The sequence below is a fragment of the Aureimonas sp. CAS genome (assembly GCF_059838215.1).
Genome location: NZ_CM187563.1, coordinates 1169300 through 1185730 on the forward strand (window position 1 = coordinate 1169300; position 16431 = coordinate 1185730).

The 16431-nt window shown below is 69.3% G+C and carries 12 protein-coding genes; 5 read left to right on the top strand and 7 right to left on the bottom strand.

Features of this window, described 5'->3' with window-relative positions; genetic code table 11:
- Positions 1-22 precede the first annotated feature (22 nt).
- Positions 23-2644 carry an aminopeptidase N gene (gene pepN / locus AC6R2M_RS05695; RefSeq protein WP_500486336.1) on the bottom strand — a complete coding sequence of 874 codons (2622 nt, stop codon included), beginning with the start codon at positions 2642-2644 and terminating at the stop codon, positions 23-25.
- 269 nt (positions 2645-2913) lie between these two features.
- Between pepN and AC6R2M_RS05700 the strand changes: the two genes are divergently transcribed.
- Positions 2914-3849 carry a DMT family transporter gene (locus tag AC6R2M_RS05700; protein WP_500486338.1) on the top strand — a complete coding sequence of 312 codons (936 nt, stop codon included), beginning with the start codon at positions 2914-2916 and terminating at the stop codon, positions 3847-3849.
- 30 nt (positions 3850-3879) lie between these two features.
- On the opposite strand, the gene AC6R2M_RS05705 is transcribed toward AC6R2M_RS05700, so the two are convergent.
- A complete protein-coding gene (locus AC6R2M_RS05705; RefSeq protein ID WP_500486340.1) occupies positions 3880-5166 on the bottom strand; it encodes an MFS transporter in 1287 nt (428 codons plus the stop codon).
- 140 nt (positions 5167-5306) lie between these two features.
- Positions 5307-6206, bottom strand: coding sequence for a uracil-DNA glycosylase (locus tag AC6R2M_RS05710; protein ID WP_500486342.1), 900 nt, complete (start codon positions 6204-6206; stop codon positions 5307-5309).
- Between the two features lie 100 nt (positions 6207-6306).
- On the opposite strand from AC6R2M_RS05710, the gene AC6R2M_RS05715 reads away from it, so the two are divergent.
- Together AC6R2M_RS05715 and AC6R2M_RS05720 are read left to right on the top strand one after the other, a co-directional pair.
- Positions 6307-7191, top strand: coding sequence for an EamA family transporter (locus AC6R2M_RS05715; RefSeq protein ID WP_500486344.1), 885 nt, complete (start codon positions 6307-6309; stop codon positions 7189-7191).
- Positions 7192-7297: 106 nt separating this feature from the next.
- The gene (locus AC6R2M_RS05720; RefSeq protein ID WP_500486346.1) at positions 7298-8953 is read left to right on the top strand and encodes an electron transfer flavoprotein-ubiquinone oxidoreductase; all 1656 of its coding nucleotides are present in this window, start codon (positions 7298-7300) and stop codon (positions 8951-8953) included.
- 269 nt (positions 8954-9222) lie between these two features.
- Here AC6R2M_RS05720 and AC6R2M_RS05725 read toward each other — a convergent pair whose 3' ends face one another.
- Positions 9223-10695 (bottom strand): alanine/glycine:cation symporter family protein, encoded by a 1473-nt coding sequence (locus tag AC6R2M_RS05725; protein WP_500486348.1) that lies wholly within the window; start codon positions 10693-10695, stop codon positions 9223-9225.
- A 200-nt stretch (positions 10696-10895) separates the two neighbouring features.
- Between AC6R2M_RS05725 and AC6R2M_RS05730 the strand changes: the two genes are divergently transcribed.
- Positions 10896-11495, top strand: coding sequence for a glutathione S-transferase family protein (locus tag AC6R2M_RS05730; RefSeq protein WP_500486350.1), 600 nt, complete (start codon positions 10896-10898; stop codon positions 11493-11495).
- 104 nt (positions 11496-11599) lie between these two features.
- Complete coding sequence (locus tag AC6R2M_RS05735; protein WP_500486352.1) at positions 11600-13552, top strand: calcineurin-like phosphoesterase C-terminal domain-containing protein; 1953 nt, start codon at positions 11600-11602, stop codon at positions 13550-13552.
- Between the two features lie 32 nt (positions 13553-13584).
- Here the strand turns inward: AC6R2M_RS05735 and AC6R2M_RS05740 are convergent, their stop codons facing one another.
- The 3 genes from AC6R2M_RS05740 to AC6R2M_RS05750 form a co-directional block, all read right to left on the bottom strand.
- A complete protein-coding gene (locus tag AC6R2M_RS05740) occupies positions 13585-14580 on the bottom strand; it encodes an endonuclease/exonuclease/phosphatase family protein (protein ID WP_500486354.1) in 996 nt (331 codons plus the stop codon).
- Between the two features lie 5 nt (positions 14581-14585).
- Positions 14586-16088, bottom strand: coding sequence for an AMP nucleosidase (locus tag AC6R2M_RS05745; protein WP_500486356.1), 1503 nt, complete (start codon positions 16086-16088; stop codon positions 14586-14588).
- A 96-nt stretch (positions 16089-16184) separates the two neighbouring features.
- Positions 16185-16349 carry a hypothetical protein gene (locus AC6R2M_RS05750; RefSeq protein ID WP_500486358.1) on the bottom strand — a complete coding sequence of 55 codons (165 nt, stop codon included), beginning with the start codon at positions 16347-16349 and terminating at the stop codon, positions 16185-16187.
- Positions 16350-16431: the final 82 nt, after the last annotated feature.

The window sequence follows — 16431 nt, forward strand, 5'->3', positions numbered from 1 at the left end:
GGGCGACTAGCGCCCCGTCACCTCATTGCAAGGTTCGAACTACGATATCCTGTAGATCTTTCGACAGTTGCTTGGAGCGTAGTGACTCCAATGCCGCAGCGGCCTGCGCCCGCCGGCCGGACTCCATCATGCGGAAGGAACGGAAGGCATTGGCGAGCCGGGCCGCGGTCTGCGGGTTCAGAGCGTCGAGCTCGGCGAGCTTGTCCGCCGCGAAGCGGTAGCCGGCGCCGTCCGCCCGGTTGAAGGCGCGCGGGTTGGAGCTCGCCAGCCCGCCGATGAGGGCCCGGGCGCGGTTCGGGTTCGACATGCGGAAGGCGGGATGGCGGGACAGGCGTTCCGCGTCGTCGATCGCGCCTTCGTGCGGCGCGCCCGCCTGCACCGTGAACCATTTGTCGAGAACCAGCTCGTCGTCGCGGAAGCGCTCGAAGAACGCGTCGAGCGCGCGCCGGGTCGCGGGCTCGTCCGGGAAATGGTGGGCGAGAACGACGAGCGCCTCGAAGCGGTCCGTCATGTTGGTCGCCGTATCGAACTGCGCGGCCGCGTCATCGGCAGACGCCCGGGCGAGGCAGAGCGGCGCGAGAAGCGCATTGCGAAGCGCCCGCGCGCCCGCGCTCGCGGCGTCCGGCGAGAAGCGCGGGGAGGCGAGTTCGGCGCGCGCCGCCTCGAACCGCGCCGCCCCGATGCGGCCGAACTCGACCAGCGCCGCGTGCCGCGCCGCGTGGACGCGTTCGGGATCGACGTCCTGCGCGATGAGGCGCGCGATTTCGCCTTCGCTCGGGATCGCGGCCATAAGCGCGCGCAGCGCCGGGTCGAGCCGCCGGTCGAGCGCCGCGTCCGCCATCGCGTCCAGAACGGGCGCCGCTTGCCCTGCGTCGAAGCTTCCGCGTCCGGCCTCGGCCAGCATGTCGCCGACGAGATCGGACAGCGCGCTCCAGCGCCCATAGGGGTCGGGGTCGATGAGGGCGAGGGCGAGGCGGTCCTCGTGGGACTGATCGAAGCGCAGGACGACGGGCGCGGAGAAGTCCCGCAGGATCGAGACCAGCGGGCGCTCGGTCAGGCCCTCGAAGACGATCGTCGCGCCGGCGCTCGTCAGATGGATCACGCCGTCCGACACGAGCATCTCGCCCGCCGTCGGATCGACCGCAAGCTCGGTGCCGTCGCGCGAGACGAGCGCGAAGCGGACGGGCATGTGCATCGGCTCCGTTCCGGTGCCCGCCGTGCCCTTCCGCAGCGACTGCTCGAGGGTGAGCGTCAGCCGCCCGTCCTCGAAGGTCTCGGAGACCTTGAGCTCCGGCGTGCCGGCCTGTGCATACCAGAGCGCGAACTGCGTCAGGTCGCGGCCGGTCGCCTCCTCGAAGCAGGCGAGGAAGGCCTCGATGGTCGTCGCCTCGCCGTCGTGGCGCTCGAAATAGAGATCCATGCCGGCGCGGAAGCCGTCCCGCCCGAGGATGGTCGCGATCATGCGGACCAGTTCCGAGCCCTTGTCGTAGACGGTCGCGGTGTAGAAATTGTCGATCGCCCGGTAGGCGCTCGGACGCACCGGATGCTGCAGCGGCCCTTGATCCTCCGGGAATTGCTGGGCCTTGAGCGCGCGGACTGAGGCGACGCGCTTGACCGTCGCCGAGCGCTCGTCGCTGGTGAACTCCTGGTCGCGATAGACCGTCAGCCCTTCCTTCAGGCACAGCTGGAACCAGTCGCGGCAGGTGATCCGGTTGCCGGTCCAGTTGTGGAAATACTCATGCGCGACGACCGTCTCGACGCCGGCATAGTCGCCGTCCGTCGCCGTGTCGGGGTCGAGCAGAATGTATTTGTGGTTGAAGATGTTGAGACCCTTGTTCTCCATCGCGCCCATGTTGAAGTCGGACACGGCGACGATGTTGAAGATGTCGAGGTCGTATTCGCGGCCGAAGCGCACCTCGTCCCAGCGCATCGAGCGCTTCAGCGCGTCCATCGCGTAGGTCGCGCGCCTCGACAGGCCCTTCTCGGTGTAGATCGCGAGTTCGACCGCCCGGCCGCTCGCCGTGGTGAAGGCGTCTCGCAGCGCCTCCAGATCGCCGGCCACGAGCGCGAAGAGGTAGGAGGGCTTGGGATGCGGGTCGTCCCACACCGCGAAGTGCCGTCCGTCCGGCAGATCGCCCGCCTCCGCCGGGTTGCCGTTCGAAAGGAGGATCGGGGCGGCGCCCCGGTCGGCCTCGACGCGCACGCGGTAGCGCGAGAGGACGTCCGGCCGATCGAGGAAGTAGGTGATGCGCCGGAAGCCCTCGGCCTCGCACTGCGTCGCCCAGACGCCCTTGGAGCGGTAGAGGCCCATCAGCTTGGAGTTCGTCTCGGGATGGACCCGCGTGCGGATGTCGAGCGTGAAGGCCCCGCGTTCGGGAAGGCCCCGCACGGTCAGGCCGTCCTCGGTCGCGTCGAAGGCACCCCGCGCCATCGCCTCGCCGTTCAGCGCGATCGAGAGGAGTTCGAGCTCCTCGCCGTCGAGGAGGAGGTCGCCGGTCGCGCCCTCGCGGCGCTGCATCGACAGGCGCGCATGGATGTCCGCATGACCCTCGAAGAGCGAAATGTCGAGTTCGACGTTCGGGATCTCGAACCCGGCCGGACGGTAGTCCTCCAGCCGCACCATCTGACCGTCTTCGCTGCGCATGCCGTCGTCCCCTCGGCCCGGAGCCCGCACGCGACCGTCGCGCCGCCGGCTCGGGGAATGTCGATCCGTCGTCCACCGGGATAGCTTGGCGCGGGACGCTTGCCAAACGGGTGGATCGTAAGGAGGGAGAAGTTTTTTGGCGGCGCCTCTCGACCCCTCCCGCTTTGGTGCCTAGAACGCATTCATCTTCAGCTTCTGCCGCGACTGGCCGTTCGGCCAAACGCCTCGTCCACGGGTGTCTTCGGCGGTCTCACGCCGGATGCGCGCCGATGAAGCCAGTTTCGGACCAAACCGCCGCGCGGCCGCTGTTCGGCATCGGGTTGAAGGTCCTCTCGGTTCTCGTCTTCGTCGCGATGCAGTCCTTCCTGAAGGCCTCCGGCGAGGACGTGCCCGCGGGCCAGATGGTGTTCTTCCGCTCCTTCTTCGCGCTGATCCCGGTGATGCTCTATCTCGCCTGGCTCGGCGATCTGCGCACCGCCTTCAGGACCTCCGATCCGTTCGGCCATCTCCTGCGCGGCGTCGTCGGCGTCACCTCCATGGGGCTCGGCTTCTTCGCGCTGACGCGGCTGCCCTATCCGGAATGGATCGCGATCTCCTATGCCGCGCCTCTCCTGACCGTCGTCTTCGCGGTCATCTTCCTGCGCGAGACGGTGCGCGCCTATCGCTGGGGCGCGGTCCTCGTCGGCCTGTCCGGCATCCTGGTCGTGGCCGTGCCCGGCTTCACGAGCGGGGGCGAAGCGAGCGCGGTGGGCATCGCCGCGGCTCTCGGCGGAGCGCTCTTCGCGGCCGTGGCGATGATCCAGGTGCGCCGGCTCGTGCGGCGCGAGAAGACGCCGACGATCGTCGTCTACTTCTCGATCTCCTGCAGCCTGATCGCGCTCTCCACGCTTCCCTTCGGGTGGACCTCGCCGACGCCGAGCCAGTGGGCGTTCCTCGTCGGCGCCGGCCTTTGCGGCGGAATCGGCCAGCTCCTGCTGACGGCCTGCTACCGCTATGCTGACACCTCCACCATCGCGCCCTTCGAATACACCTCGCTGATCCTGGCGGTGACGATCGGCTACATCGTCTTCGACGAGGCGGTCGGTGTCTCGACCCTGGTCGGCGCGGCCATCGTGATCTCGGCCGGGATCTTCATCATCTTCCGCGAGCACCAGCTCGGCATCGAGCGGCGCAAGGCCCGCAAGGTCACGCCGCCGCAGAGCTGAACGGGCGCCCGTCCGAGGCGAGGCGAGGCCTCAGGGCTGCGGCGAGGCGTGGCCCCAGGGCAGCTCCGGCGCGTCCTCTCCGCCGGCTTCGGCGCGCGGGTCGAGGGCGAGCGTCGCCGGCGTCTGCGTGCGCGCCAGCGGCAGGTTGCGGAAGTCCTCGCGCTCCTCGGCCGGCACGGCCGGGCGCTGCCGGCAGCGGTTCAGCGTGTAGGCGCACAGGAGCGCCAGCGGCACGGCGATGGCGAAGAAGATGCCGGTCGGGCCGCGCGCGTCCATCAGAGCGGCGGACAGAAGCGGGCCGATCATCGTGCCGAAGCCGTAGACGATGAGGAGGCCGCCCGAGACCTTCACGAAGTCGGCGGCGTCGGCGAAGTCGTTCGCATGGGCGACCGAGAGCGAATAGGTCGGGTAGATCACGCCGCCGAGCGAGAAGCCGATGACGAAGAGCGTCACCGGATCGGCCGAGCCCAGCATCAGCGCGATCGTGGAGGCCAGCGCCCCGGCGAGCGCGGCGCCGGCGAGGACGAGCCGGCGGTCGACGATGTCGGACAGGCGCCCGAGCGGATATTGCGCGACGACCCCGCCCGCCATGGTGGCGACGAGAAGGGTCGCGATCTGCGTGGTCGAAAGGCCCACGCGCTCGGCGAAGAGCGGCGCCATGTTCGACCACGCGCCGGCCGTCACGCCGCCGACGAAGACGCCGGCGAGCGCGGCGGGCGAGTTGCGGTAGAGCGCCGGCAGATCGAGCGAGACCTGCGTCAGGGGCTTGGGCGAGGCCTGCCGCGACATGGCGGTCGGGATCACGGCGGCGGCGAAGAAGATCGCGCAGACCATGAAGGCGATCGTGGTGGCGGGCTCGGTGAGGGGCAGGAGGTACTGCCCGCTCATCATCGCGCCCATGGAGACGATCATGTAGGTCGAGAAGATCGAGCCGCGCGTCTCGTTGGTGACGCGCTCGTTCAGCCAGCTCTCGATGACCATGTAGCTGCCCGCCAGCGCGAAGCCCGTGATCATGCGGATCAGCATCCAGGCGATCGGGTGGACGAGAATGGCGTGGAGCAGGATCGCGATCGCGAGCAGCGCCGCGAGGCTGGCGAAGGCGCGCACGTGGCCCGCGCGGCGCACGAAACGCGGGACGGCCACCGAGCCGAGCGTGAAGGCGATCGCATAGGCGGTGCCGAGGAAGCCGATCTGGTAGGCCGACCAGCCCTCGATCGCGCCGCGCACGGGCAGGAGGATGCCGGCCAGACCCGCGCCCGCCATCAGGAAGAAGGTCGAGATCAGGAGCGAGAGGATCGGCACGAACTGCGCACGCATGGGACTGGCTCGAACGACAGGGGTCTGAAGATGTCGGACGCGTCCGATCGGGCGATTCTAGCCGCGGGCCGGGTCGCGACACGAGCCCGATAGCGACGGAAAGTGACGTCTTTCGGACATAGGGCGCCAAAGGCCCGAGGTCAGCCGAGCCGCGCCTTCACGGCCAGAAGATCGCGCCACGCCAGCCGCTTCTGCGCCGGCTGGCGCAGGAGATAGGCCGGGTGAAGCATGGCGGTCGCCGCGATCGTCAGATCGTCGCCGCGCTTCATCTCCGTCCATTTGCCGCGAAGGCGCATGATGCCCTCCTCGCTCGACAGGAGCGCCTTGGCGGCGGGCGAGCCGAGGCAGACCAGCACCTTCGGCCGGACCAGCTCGATCTGGCGCAGCGTGAAGGGCAGGCACATCTCGGTCTCGGCCGGGGTCGGGGAGCGGTTGCCGGGCGGGCGCCAGGGCACGGTGTTCGTCACGCGCACCGCCTCACGCTCGAGGCCGATGGCGGCGAGCATTCGGTCCAGAAGGCGGCCCGAGCGCCCGACGAAGGGAACGCCCGCCTCGTCCTCCTCGCGACCCGGCGCCTCGCCGACGATCATCAGATCGGCATCGACCGCTCCGTTGCCGAAGACCAGCGAACGCGCGGTCAGGCGCAGATTGCAGCCCTGAAAGCTCTCGAACGCCGCCTGCAGCTCGTCGAGCGTGGCCGCCGTGCGGGCTCGTGCTCGCGCGTCGTCGATCGCCTCCGCCTCGCTCTGCGTCGAGGCATAGGCGGGCAGGGCGCCGGACTGCGGCGCGGGCGCGGGCGGCGCCTCGACGCTCGGCGCGGGGGCTCGCGACAGCGCAGGGGCCGCGGCCGGTCCGGCCTCCACCGGCGGTCGGTCCGCGCCGCGCGCCTTCGCGCGCGCCTCGGCCTCGGCCTTCGTTTCGGCGAACCGGTCTCGCGGCGTGTCCTGGACCATGTCGCCGACCCCCGCCTCGCCGAGCCAGGCGAGCAGCGCGGCGACCGCGGGCGCGGCGCGTGACGTGTCGAGCGGGGTTTCGTCCATGTCCCGTCTGTTAGCAGAGGCCGGCCGGACATGCGACAATCGCGATGGGCGGCGAATCGCCCGGCAGCCCCGCGCTGCGTATGGGAGCGAGCGTTTCGCCATGGACCAGTCCCTTTCCCTCCGGCATTTCCTGCTGGCGCTCCTCGTCGTCGGCATCTGGGGCACGAACTTCGTCGTCATCCATGTAGGGCTGGAGCATCTGCCGCCGCTCCTCTTCGCCGCGCTGCGCTTCCTCTTCGCCTTCTTCCCGGCCATGCTTGTCGTGCGCCTGCCGCGCGTCGCGCTCGGCAATCTGGCCGCCTTCGGCCTCTTCATCGGCGTCGGCCAGTTCGGCGTCCTCTTCATCGCCATGAACGGCTGGATCTCGCCGGGCCTCGCCTCGCTGATCGTCCAGAGCCAGGTGCTCTTCACCATCGGGCTGGCCCTGGTGCTGCAGGGCGAGCCGGTGCGCTGCCGCCACCTCGTCTCGCTCGCCCTCGGCATCGCGGGCGTCGGCGTGATCGCCGCCAACACCGGCGGCAGCGCCACCGGGCTCGGCCTCGTGCTCGTCCTGTGCGCCGGCTTCTCCTGGGCCTGCGGCAACATCGTCTCCAAGCGCAGCGGCGCGACCGACATGCTGGCCTATGTCGTCTGGTCCAGCGCCTTCGCGGTGCCGCCGCTCCTGGCGCTCTCGCTCTTCTTCGAGGGGCCGGACGCGATCCTCGCCGGTCTGCGGGCGGCGGACCTCGTCACCTGGGCGACGGTGGTCTGGCAGGCGCTCGGCAACGCGCTGATCGGCTACGGCGCGTGGTCGTTCCTCCTGTCGCGCTATCCGGCGGCGACGATCACCCCGACCGCGCTGCTCGTGCCCGTCTTCGGCATGGGCGCGTCCTTCCTCTTCCTCGGCGAGCCGCTGGAGAGCTGGAAGCTGCTCGCGGCCTTCCTCGTCATGGCGGGGCTCGCCATCGGGCTGCTCTATCGGCCCAAGCGCGTTCCGATCGCCTGAGGGGCGGTTCGCCGCATCGTCCGCCCTGCCTATATCGAGGGTTTGCGTGGGACGGTGGAACGCATCTAAAGAGGCGGGACAGCGAGTTCGGGAAGGAGCCAGGGCGATGAGCGAGACGGCGCGCGAGAGCATGGAGTTCGACGTCGTGATCGTCGGGGCGGGGCCGGCGGGCCTTGCGGCGGCGATCCGGCTGAAGCAGCTCGACGCGGACCTCTCCGTCGTGGTCCTGGAGAAGGGCGCCGAGGTCGGCGCGCACATCCTCTCCGGCTGCGTGCTCGACCCCTCCTCGCTCGACAGGCTCCTGCCCGAATGGCGTTCGGAGGAAACGCCGATCAAGCAGCCCGTGACGGCGGACCGCTTCTATCTCTACGGCCCGCAGGGCCAGATCCGCCTGCCGAATGTCATGATGCCCAAGCTCATGGACAATCACGGCAATTTCGTCGTCTCGCTCGGTCTCGTGACCAAGTGGCTGGCCGAGAAGGCCGAGGCGCTGGGCGTCGAGATCTATCCGGGCTTCGCCGCGCAGGAGCTTCTCTTCGACGAGACCGGCAATCTGATCGGCGTCGCGACCGGCGACATGGGCATCGGCCGCGATGGCGAGCCCACCGCGAACTACCAGCGCGGCATGGAGCTCCTGGGCAAGTACACCTTCATCGGCGAGGGGGTGCGCGGCTCGCTGGCCAAGCAGGTGACGAAGAGGTTCGGCCTCTCGGAGGGGCGCGACCATCCGAAATTCGGCATCGGCATCAAGGAGCTGTGGGAGGTCTCGCCCGAAAAGCACCAGCCGGGCCTGATCACCCATTCCTTCGGCTGGCCGCTCGACATGAAGACGGGCGGCGGCTCCTTCGTCTATCACCTGCCCGACAATCAGGTTTACGTCGGCTTCGTCGTCCACCTGAACTACAAGAACCCTTATCTCTCGCCCTTCGGCGAGTTCCAGAGGTTCAAGACGCATCCCGACGTCGCCGAGCTGCTCGAGGGCGGCAAGCGGATCGCCTACGGCGCGCGCGCCATCACCGAGGGCGGCTACCAGTCGGTTCCCCGTCTGGCCTTCCCCGGCGGCGCGCTGATCGGCTGCTCGGCGGGGCTCGTCAACGTGCCGCGCATCAAGGGCGTCCACAACGCCATCTCCTCGGGAATGCAGGCTGCGGAAGCCGCCGTCGAGGCGCTGAAGGCGGGCCGGGCGCACGACACGCTGGACGCCTACGAGGCGGGCTGGCGCTCCTCGCCGATCGGGCGCGACCTCTTCCGCGTCCGCAACGTCAAGCCGCTCTGGTCGAAGTTCGGCACGGTGCTGGGCGTCGCGCTCGGCGGCATCGACATGTGGCTGAACCAGCTGACCGGCTGGTCGCCCTTCGGGACGATGGGCCACGGCAAGTCCGACGCCGAATCGACCGAGCCGGCGGCCAAGCACTCGCCGATCGAGTATCCGAAGCCCGACGGCGTCCTGACCTTCGACAAGACGGCGTCGGTCTTCCTCTCCAACACCAATCACGAGGAGGATCAGCCGATCCACCTTCAGGTGAAGGACATGGAACTGCAGAAGCGCTCCGAGCACGACGTCTTCGCCGGCCTCTCGCAGCGCTACTGCCCGGCAGGCGTCTACGAGTGGCTGGAGGGCGAGGGCGGCTCCGAGCCGCGCTACCAGATCAACGCGCAGAACTGCGTCCACTGCAAGACGTGCGACATCAAGGACCCGAACGGCAACATCACCTGGGTCACGCCCCAGGGCGGCGAAGGGCCGGTCTACCAGACGATGTGATCGAGCGGCCGCCTTCTCCCCTTGGGAGAAGTGCCGGGAGGCGATGAGGGCCTGACGAGCGTTTCGGCGGAATGCTCGAGCCCTACGAAACCCTCACCCGGCTGCTCGCTGGCGCTCGCATCCACCCTCTCCCCGGAGGGGAGAGGAAGGGCGCCTTTGCCTGAACCGCTCCAACTGACGGCAACACGTCGAAGCTTCGCCTTCTCCCCTTGGGGAGAAGGTCCCGGCAGGGGGATGAGGGCCTGACGGGCGCGGACCTCCGACGCCCCTCAGAACGCCGTTTGCTTGCCCTGAGGGCGGATGTCCTCGATCCGGGGCGGGACGTTGCGGCGCTGCCAGATCGTCGTGTTGACCTTCTTCGCGAGCTCGGGATGGTCCGCCACGTCGAACTGCGGCTCCAGACCGCTGGCGCGCTGGCGCAGATAGTCGCGCGTCAGCATCGCGACCGTGCCCGACAGGAGCACGATGGCGACGAGGTTGATCGAGGCCATCAGGCCCATCGAGGCGTCCGCAACCTCGAACACCGTGACGGCCGGCTGGACCGAGCCCCACACGACCATGACGAGCACGAGCGAGCGGATCGCGGTGAGGCCGAGCCGGTTGCCGAGCCGCAGGAAGTTCATCGCGTTCTCCGCATAGGCGTAGTTCGCGATGATGGACGTGTAGGCGAAGAACAGGATGGCGATGGCGATGAAGTCGTTGCCCCAGTCGCCGATGTGGACGGCCATCGCCGCTTGCGTGAGCGGCGTTCCCGTCAGACCGGAGCCGGGCTCCAGGATGCCGGCGAGGAGGATCATCAGCGCCGTCGCGGTGCAAATGACGATCGTGTCGACGAAGACGGCGAAGGACTGCACGAAGCCCTGGCTCGCGGGGTGATGCGGATGGGGCGTCGCGTTGGCGGCCGCGTTCGGCGCCGAGCCCATGCCCGCCTCGTTGGAGAAGAGGCCGCGCTTCACCCCGTTCAGGAGCGCGGCCATGACGCCGCCGGTGATGCCGCCCGCCGCCTCGCGCAGCCCGAAGGCGCTGAGGACGATGTCGGACAGGACGCCCGGCACGGCCGAGATGTTGGTGACCACGATGAAGAGGGCGAGAAGGACGTAGGCGGCGGCCATGAAGGGTACCGTCAGCTCGGCCACCCGCGCGATCTGGCGGATGCCGCCGAAGATCACGATCCCCGCCAGGGCCGCCAGGACAAGGCCGACCCCCACGCGAGGCAGGCCGTAGGCGCCTTCGAAGGCCTCGGCGATCGAGTTCGCCTGAACGGCGTTGAAGACAAGGCCGAAGGCGAAGATCAGGAAGACGCAGAAGATCGCGCCGAGCCAGGGCAGGCCGAGCCCCTTGGAGATGTAGAAGGCGGGGCCGCCGCGATACTGCCCGTCCTCGTTCACCGTCTTGTAGAGCTGGGCAAGCGTCGATTCGGCGAAGGCCGTCGCCATGCCGACCAGCGCCACCACCCACATCCAGAAGATCGCGCCCGGCCCGCCGAGATAGAGCGCGACGGCCACGCCCGCGATGTTGCCGGTGCCGACGCGCGAGGCCAGCGTGGTGCACATCGCCTGGAAGGGCGAGATACCGGCCGCGTCCGTGCCCCGCGCGCCGCGGATGCAGCGGATCATCTCCCCGAAATGGAGGAACTGGAGCGCGCGCAGGCGGATGGTGAAGTAGAGCCCGACGCCGACGAGCCCGTAGACGAGGACGAATTCCCAGACGTAGTAATTGACGGCGTCGACGAGCGCGAACATGTCTCCCCTCCACATCCGGAGTCTTGCGACTCCTGTAAGTGCGGCAAAATTCGCGTCTAGCAAGGATGGAAGGTCGCGTCGATCATCGCGGGGACCGGCCGGGCGGACGGTTGGGCACGTCCTTGCGAGCCTCGACGCGGGCGCGCGACGAGTGCATCCTCTCGTCGCTTCTTCGAAGCCACGAGGGGAGACCGACCACGATGAAACTCTACCACAACCCGCGCAGCCGCGCGGTGACCGCCCACTGGATGCTGGAGGAAGTCGGCGCGCCCTACGAGCTCGTGCAGGTCGAGTTCCCGAAGGACGGGCAGCGCGATCCCACGATCCTGGCGGTGAACCCCATGGGGAAGATCCCCGCGCTGGTTCTCGACGACGGCACGCTCGTGACCGAGACGCCCGCGATCCTCGCTCATCTCGCAGACCTGTATCCCGAGGCCGGCCTCGCCCCCGCGCCGGGCACCCCGGAGCGCGGCTCCTACTATCGCTGGCTGTTCTTCCTCGGCTCGGCCTACGAACCGGCGCTCGTGGAGCGCATGATGCGCCGCGACGCACCGCCGCTGGACAAGACCGCGCCCGGCTGGGGCTCCTACGACGACGTTCTGGACACGATCGAAGGCGCGCTGGGCGGCCGCAAGACCCTCGTCGGCGACGGGTTCACGGCGGCCGACCTCTACATGGTGTCCAGCCTCTCCTGGGGCGGGATGTTCGGCGCGCCGCGCATCAAGGAAAGCGCCGCGATCCAGTCCTATCTCGCTTCGCACATGGAGCGACCGGCCTTCCGGCGCGCGATGGGCGGCTGATCGGCGAAAGAAAGGCGTCGCGAAAGCGTCACGCCCGCTTCGCGCGAATGTAGCGTGCGGCCGGTAGCCGGGTGGCATCCACCGTTCCAACGGAGATGCCATCCATGCCTACGCTTCTCGTTTCCTCCTCCCCGCTCGGCCTCGCCGCTGCCATGCTGGCCGCCGCTCCCGCCTTCGCCGCCCCCGAGCCCTGGTTCGCGGCGCCGGAGATCGTACGCGGCGAAGGTGGCGGCGACACGATCCGGGGCGTCGTCTTCGACGACACGGACGGCGACGGCCGGCACGGGGAAGGGGAGGCCGGTATCGAGGGCGTGCTCGTCTCCAACGGTCTCGAAGTCGTGCGCACCGATGCCGACGGGCGCTACGAGATCGCGATGCGGCCGGACATGGACCTGTCCGTCGTCCAGCCCTCCGGCTGGCGCGTGCCGACCGACGAAAGGCTCGTTCCGCAGTTCTCCTACGTCCACAAGGAGGGCGGAACGCCCGAGAGCCTTCGCTTCGGCGGCCTGCAGGATAAGGGCGCGGCGCCGGAAGCCGTCAATTTCCCGCTGCGCCGGCTTGATGCGGCGACAAGCTTCGCCTGCGCCGTCCTCGGCGACAGCCAGTCCTATTCGGGCCACGAGACGAGCCAGTATCGCGACAGCGCGGTCGCGGACATCGCGGCGCGCGAATGGGGCAAGGCGGACTGCATCCTCTATCTGGGCGACGTCGTGGGCGACGACCTCGACCTTCTCGACCGGCTGCTGGAGGTCGGCGCGGCGGCCGGGCTGCCGCAATGGGCGGTCGCCGGCAACCACGATTTCGACTTCGACGCGACGGACGACGCGCATTCGCTGGATTCCTGGCGCAACCGCTGGGGTCCGGCCTATTTCGCCTTCGAGATCGGCGACGTCCTGTTCGTCGGGCTCGACAACATCGTCTATCCCTGTGGGCCGGACGACGCGGAGGGCCACGAGGGACGCGAGGCTTGCGTCGAATCCGAACGCCCCGCCTACACCGCCCACATCACCGACACGCAGATCGAGTGGCTCGGCCATCTCCTGGCCGAGACCGACGAGGACAAGCTCGTGGTCCTCGCTCATCATGCGCCGATCGTCTCCTTCGCGGACGCGGCGAGCGGCATCCACCAGACCGGCAACGCGGCCGAACTTCACGCGCTGCTGGACGGGCGCGAGGCGCTTTCGCTCTCCGGCCACACCCATTCGACCGAGAACCATTCGCCGGGCCAGCACTTCGCGGCCTGGGAGATCGTCGGCGTTTCCGAACTGCCCTTCCGCCACATCGTCGCCGGCGCGACCTCCGGCAATTGGTGGCAGGGCGACTACAATCTGGACGGCGACGCGCAGTCGATCCAGCGCGACGGCGCGCCGAAGGGCTGGCTCTCGCTGGAGTTCGACGGCACCGGCTACCGCGAGCGCTATTTCGGCTCGCGCCTGGGCGAGCGCGCGCAGTGGGTGGACTTCAACACGCCGGCCTTCCGCGACTGGTTCGACAAGATCGCGGCGTGGCGCGCCGAAGATGCCGCGAGCCGCAACCCGATGCCGCCGGTGACGGTCAACGACCTGCCCGACACCCGCATCCTGACCCCCGGCGATCTGGAGGAGGGCGTGTTCCTGACGGTGAACTTCTGGCACGGCTCGGCCGAGAGCGAGGTCGAGGCACGCATCGCGAACGGGCCGAGCCTGACGCTCGCGCGCACGCAGCAGGGAGAGGGCGAGGATGTGCGGACGGGCGCCGAGTTCGCGGACCCCTTCGCGGTCAAGCGGCAGGCGACCGTCGGCCGCGCGGCCTATCAGGGCACCGAAAGCCGGCCGCGCGATCGAGGGTATGAGAGTTTCCGGGGCCGCTCCACCTTCGGCGCGCCGCAGCCGCAGGGCATGGTCGCGGATCGTTCGATGCACATCTGGCAGGCCGAGCTCCCGGCGGATCTGCCGCTCGGCGTCCACCGCATGGAGGTGGTCTCCACCGACCGGCACGGCGAGGAGTACCGCGAGGTCGTGATCTTCGAGGTGAGGGAGGAGCGGCCGGCGCCGCGCCACCGCACCGACCTCTGGTAGGCCGAAGGGGCGGGCGGCGGATCGGGGGTGCCTCAGTGCTCCACGAGCTGGACCCGCGGCTCGTCCCGTCCGGTCGCTTTTACGGTGAAGGTGACGAGGACGGGCAGATGATCGGAGGTGGTGGCGGCCAGCCGCTCCACCGCGATCACCGAGACGGCCGGCGCGGCGAGGACGTTGCCGAGCGGCAGGCCGGCGAAGCGCGCAAAGGCCGGCGGCAGGGGATGCAGGAACCAGACCGGGCCGACGCCCTCCACGACGCGGGTGCCCGTCGCGGCGGCGTATTCGGCAAGGAAGGCGCTCCACGGCACGGCGTTGAAGTCTCCGGCCATCAGGATCGGGCGCGGCAGATCCTCCAGCGTGTCGCGCAGCCGGTCGAGCCGTTGCCACTGGCCGCGCGGCCAGGGCCAGAGCTGATGATGCGAAGCGACGGTCAGCGGAACGCCGTTGAGGTCGATCCGGGCGGCGGCCAGCGAATTGCGCTCGTCGCAGATCGTCGGGGCGCCGGGCACGAAGGGGCGCTTCGACAGAAGCGCGGAATCACCGTGGAAGCCGTCGGCCCCGTCGCAATGGACCTGATGGGGGTAGCGCTCGGACAGCGGCGCGAAGAGCGCCACCCATTGCGGCGTCATCTCCTGCAGCGTCACGATGTCGGGGTCGGTCTCGGCGATGCGCCGCAGCGCCTCCACCGGCTCGCCGGCGTTCCAGCGAAGGTTCATCTGGAGGAGGGTGTAGCGCGGCCCCTCGATCTCGGCCTCCGGCCGGGGCAGCATCCAGGGAAGTGAGAAGGCGAGAGCGGCGACGCTCGCGGCCGCCAGCGCGGCGGCGAGGAGCAGGCGTCGAGAAAGCGCGCAAACCAGCGCCAGAAGAAGCGCGAGGACGCCGAAATGCGCCCGGAAGTGCGAGAAGCTGTCGAGGGGCCGCGCGATCGCCCCGAGGAAGCCGAGCGCAACGGCCGCGACGAGGCCGATGCCGGCCAGCGTCAGCAGGCGGCGCCGACGGCTCGGGCGCGGACGGTCGGACTCGGTCATGAAGCCTACTGGAAGGCCGGCTCGAAGAAGGACCGCAGCTTGCGCGAATGCAGCTTCTCGTTCGGCATGTCGGCGAGGCTCTGCATGGCGCGCATGCCGATCTCCAGATGCTGCGAGACCTGCCGCTTGTAGAACTCCGTCGCCATGCCCGGCAGCTTGAGCTCGCCGTGCAGCGGCTTGTCGGAGACGCACAGCAGCGTGCCATAGGGCACGCGGAAGCGGTAGCCGTTGGCCGCGATGGTCGCCGATTCCATGTCGAGTGCGATGGCGCGCGACTTCGACAGGCGCTCCACCGGCTCGCGCTGGTCGCGGAGCTCCCAGTTGCGGTTGTCGATGGTGGCGACGGTGCCGGTGCGCATGATGCGCTTCAGGTCGTAGCCCTCCAGCCCCGTGACGTCCGCCACGGCCTGTTCGAGCGCCACCTGCACTTCGGCCAGCGGAGGGATCGGGACCCAGACCGGCAGATCGGCGTCCAGCACGTGGTCCTCGCGCACATAGGCGTGGGCGAGCACGTAGTCGCCGAGCGCCTGCGTGTTGCGAAGGCCCGCGCAGTGCCCGAGCATCAGCCAGGCGTGGGGGCGCAGCACCGCGATGTGGTCGGTGATCGTCTTGGCGTTGGAGGGGCCGACGCCGATGTTGACCAGCGTGATGCCGGAGCGGTCCTCGCGCGTCAGGTGGTAGGCCGGCATCTGCGGCAGGCGCGAGGGCGCGATGCCGCGCTCGGGTTCGCTTCGGCCGGGCAGCGTCGTCAGATTGCCGGGTTCGACGAAGCTCGTATAGCCGCGCCCGCCATCCTCCATGAAGTCGTGCGCCAGCATGCAGAACTCGTCCACGTAGAACTGGTAGTTCGTGAAGAGGACGAAGTTCTGGAAGTGCTGCGGGCTCGTCGCCGTGTAGTGCGACAGGCGATGCAGCGAGTAGTCGACGCGCTGGGCGGTGAAGGGCGCGAGGGGCAGCGGCTCGCCGGGCTGCGGCTCGAAATTGCCGTTGACGATCCGGTCGTCCGTCGCGGCGAGGTCCGGCACGTCGAAGATGTCGCGCAGCGGGCGGTCGAGCTTCTCCGCCATGGCGCCGTCGATATAGGAGCCGTCCGGGAAGGCGAAGTGCAGCGGAATGGGCGTCTGCGAGACGCCGATCTCGATCGGCTGGCCGTGATTGCGGATCAGATGGTCGATCTGCTGGAGAAGGTAGTCGCTGAAGAGGTCCGGCCGCGTCACGGTCGTCGCGTAGGAGCCGGGGCCGGGCACGAAACCGTAGGAGGTGCGGCTGTCGATGCGGGCGTGGCCGCGCGTCGTCAGCGAGACCTGCGGATAGAAGGCCCGGAAGCGCGAGCGCGAGGTGCCCGCGATCAGCACCTCGTCGAAGCGCTCCATCAGGAAGCTCACGGCCTCCGAGTACAGCCGGCGCAGTTCGTCCACCGCGCCTTGCGCGTCGTCGAAGACGCGCGGCTCGCCTTGCGGCGGTGTGATGGGTTCGAGATGGGCGGTACGGGAGGTGCGGCTGTTCATGCCTTCCCATACAGGATGGGCGCTGGGGGCGGGAAGAGACCGGCGCGGCCTTCGCGCGCCGATTCGCCGGATCGTGACAGCCTGCCCGCCAGGCTCTCAGCCGCGCGGGGAGGGGGCGCAGACCGCGCCCTGGTCGTAGCAGCCCGCAACCGGCTGCGGGCTCCAGGCGTTGGCGTTGCGCCCCTCATATTCCACGATCGCGGAGAAGCTGACCGCGAACAGCGCGAAAAGTGTGGAGAGAACCGCCAGCCGTACGAACATGAGAAGGACCCCTTTTCCTGTCGTTCGAATCTGAGGACGCGAAGGTGAACCGAAGCTGAACTGCCCCGAAGCTGCCATCATT

Excerpts from the sequence above, each read along its gene's own strand:
- pepN (WP_500486336.1), bottom strand. The coding sequence starts at position 2,644 with ATGCGCAGCGAAGACGGTCAGATGGTGCGGCTGGAGGACTACCGTCCG.
- AC6R2M_RS05700 (WP_500486338.1), top strand. The coding sequence starts at position 2,914 with ATGAAGCCAGTTTCGGACCAAACCGCCGCGCGGCCGCTGTTCGGCATC.
- AC6R2M_RS05705 (WP_500486340.1), bottom strand. The coding sequence starts at position 5,166 with ATGCGTGCGCAGTTCGTGCCGATCCTCTCGCTCCTGATCTCGACCTTC.
- AC6R2M_RS05710 (WP_500486342.1), bottom strand. The coding sequence starts at position 6,206 with ATGGACGAAACCCCGCTCGACACGTCACGCGCCGCGCCCGCGGTCGCC.
- AC6R2M_RS05715 (WP_500486344.1), top strand. The coding sequence starts at position 6,307 with ATGGACCAGTCCCTTTCCCTCCGGCATTTCCTGCTGGCGCTCCTCGTC.
- AC6R2M_RS05720 (WP_500486346.1), top strand. The coding sequence starts at position 7,298 with ATGAGCGAGACGGCGCGCGAGAGCATGGAGTTCGACGTCGTGATCGTC.
- AC6R2M_RS05725 (WP_500486348.1), bottom strand. The coding sequence starts at position 10,695 with ATGTTCGCGCTCGTCGACGCCGTCAATTACTACGTCTGGGAATTCGTC.
- AC6R2M_RS05730 (WP_500486350.1), top strand. The coding sequence starts at position 10,896 with ATGAAACTCTACCACAACCCGCGCAGCCGCGCGGTGACCGCCCACTGG.
- AC6R2M_RS05735 (WP_500486352.1), top strand. The coding sequence starts at position 11,600 with ATGCCTACGCTTCTCGTTTCCTCCTCCCCGCTCGGCCTCGCCGCTGCC.
- AC6R2M_RS05740 (WP_500486354.1), bottom strand. The coding sequence starts at position 14,580 with ATGACCGAGTCCGACCGTCCGCGCCCGAGCCGTCGGCGCCGCCTGCTG.
- AC6R2M_RS05745 (WP_500486356.1), bottom strand. The coding sequence starts at position 16,088 with ATGAACAGCCGCACCTCCCGTACCGCCCATCTCGAACCCATCACACCG.
- AC6R2M_RS05750 (WP_500486358.1), bottom strand. The coding sequence starts at position 16,349 with ATGTTCGTACGGCTGGCGGTTCTCTCCACACTTTTCGCGCTGTTCGCG.